At 39.3% G+C, this 2,213-nt stretch carries 4 protein-coding genes; all 4 read left to right on the forward strand.

All coding sequences use genetic code 11. The annotated features are described in order from the left end of the window. On the forward strand, positions 1-337 hold a 337-nt coding region (locus tag J8L84_RS19960), incomplete at its 5' end, for a hypothetical protein (RefSeq protein WP_211072231.1). 141 nt (positions 338-478) lie between these two features. After that, a complete protein-coding gene (locus tag J8L84_RS19965) occupies positions 479-976 on the forward strand; it encodes a hypothetical protein (protein ID WP_211072232.1) in 498 nt (165 codons plus the stop codon). Between the two features lie 118 nt (positions 977-1,094). Next, entirely contained in the window at positions 1,095-1,523 is a 429-nt protein-coding gene (locus J8L84_RS19970) for a hypothetical protein (protein WP_211072233.1), read from the forward strand. Between the two features lie 127 nt (positions 1,524-1,650). Beyond that, the gene (locus J8L84_RS19975) at positions 1,651-2,130 is read left to right on the forward strand and encodes a DUF6438 domain-containing protein (protein ID WP_211072234.1); all 480 of its coding nucleotides are present in this window, start codon (positions 1,651-1,653) and stop codon (positions 2,128-2,130) included. The last annotated feature ends 83 nt before the right edge of the window (positions 2,131-2,213 follow it).

Here is a 2,213-nt window from a genome sequence, read left to right on the forward strand (position 1 = left end):
ACAAGTGGAGAGTCTAAGAACAATTCTTTTTTTATGTGGCGCTTTCTCTTATTTGTATTTTTTATATAAATACGTCAATGCACTCGACCTAGTTTGCAAAGAGTTGAAGTCGCAAGACAATTTAAAGGTTTTTGGTATAACGGTAGAACCGACAAAGTTAATTTTACTTGCAACTCCCAAGCTGACTGCTACGTTGATAAGTCGCTCGTATATGAAAGGTCGGCAAAGTGATTCGAGTTTTGTGTGCGCTCATAATTTGGCAAGAAAATACTTTTTAGCTATGGCTTCCTCTGCGCTTTCTTCGTTTTTATTGGTAGTTTTGCTCAAGGATGTTTGAGATGTCACCTAACAACTCAATAAACTCACTCACTACGTTCGCTGGGACGCATACACGCGGGGCGGCTTCGCCATTATGCCCCACGTGCCTGCGCCCGTTATTGAAAAGTTATAAGCCTTTAGTCTGGAGTTTTTAACTAAAATGGATGTTTCCTCAATTACAAGAATAGCTATTTTGCTCTTGGCACTTTTAACTTTGAATTCAAATGCTGCTATTCCTGAAATTAACTGTAATCAAATTCAGGGGTTTCAGCCAAAGTTAATTGAATTCGATCAAAAATATAGAGCCTCTTCAAAAGAATATATTGCTATTAAAAGAAGCAGCGATGGCTGGGTTATGGAAGCTTATTTATTCGTTGGCGAACACAATGGGAATTATGTTGTTTCTGGTTTAATAAACCCAAATAGAGCCAAAGAAGTCGTTATACCTAAGGAGCAATTTGTGACCATCTTAAATAAGTTTCAAGGTTTGCTTAAAGATAAACAATTTAATACTACTTCAGACACTGAACACAACCACTGCACTCAATTATTAATTCAAACGCCTTCTTTTGGTTATGATGAAACTAAAATAGGTTTAACAAACAATATCTATTTTAATCAGGCAGTGACAGAATTGGATTACTACGTTTTTTTGTAAAAAATCAGGCTTATAACAAGTCGTTCAAGCGGGACAAATAACAGTTGGCTTTTGCTCGTTCCTCGCTTATTTTAGCCAACTACAATTTGCCCCTTAACGAGGCGTTAGGTGCTTTATAGTGAATTTTAGATTCCTCTTATTGTTATTAATATCTTGGCCATCAGTCTCAGATGAGATAAGCCTAGTATTTCGAGAATCACACTTTTTAAGCCAGTATCGGCATGAGATTTATATAAATACAGGGCAGTATGTATACATCGATGACCATTTCAAACTTGATAGCGAAAGCGAGTGGATCCCTAACACCCCTGTATTAAAGACAAAGGCTTTAAATACATATCATCAAGCAAACCTAATCAACCGATTAATTGAATTGGGAGTCGATGACTGGAAATCCGAATATCCCGAAAGCGACATTGCCCTAATCTGTGATGGGTTGTCATTCACTTTTTACATTAAGTCTGACGAACTTAACCTGTACACTACTGGAGGCTGTCGCTTCCCACCTAATTACGAAGAAGTAAGAAAAATATTGGAAGATTTGTGAACACACCTAACAACCCAATAAACTCACTCACTTCGTTCGCTGGGACGCGTACACGCGGGGCGGCTTCGCCATTATGCCCCACATGCCTGCGCCCGTTATTGGAAAGTTATGTGCCAAGGATGAAACTATGAAATACGTTATTTTTTTATTGTCCTTTATATCTACTGGATTGCTGGCTAATCCTAGTCCAGTAGATGTTTTTAGTATGGAAACTACTGCTTGTTTTGGCACATGCCCGGCTTATAGAGTTAACGTCTTCTCTGATGGAGTAATTGTTTATAGCGGGGATGCTCATACTGAATTAGAGGGGACATATCGACTTCCCGACAATCCTGAACTTTTTCAAAGAATTCTGCGTCTTCTCGATGAGAACAGCTTTTATAAATTCCGCGATGACTATGGATGGACCGGAGAAGGGGAAGAAAGCCCTTGTAGAGAAGAATGGACCGATCATCCAAGCACAGTGTTATCTTTACAATTTGCAGGCAATATAAAAACAGTGCATCACTATCATGGTTGCAAAGGATTTGATCGGGAGCAAGAACTAGAAACTCTAGAGAAAACTCTTTTTGAACTCATTGGTCTCAGTGGCTATGTTGGCACATAACAAAAAAATCAAGTTCGCCCGCTTCGCGGGCTGGGACGCAAACATGTGGGCTGCTCACTTCGTTCGGATTTTAGCCCACATGT

The sequence above is a fragment of the Alteromonas sp. MMG017 genome, from assembly GCF_018100795.1.
Lineage (GTDB): Bacteria > Pseudomonadota > Gammaproteobacteria > Enterobacterales > Alteromonadaceae > Alteromonas.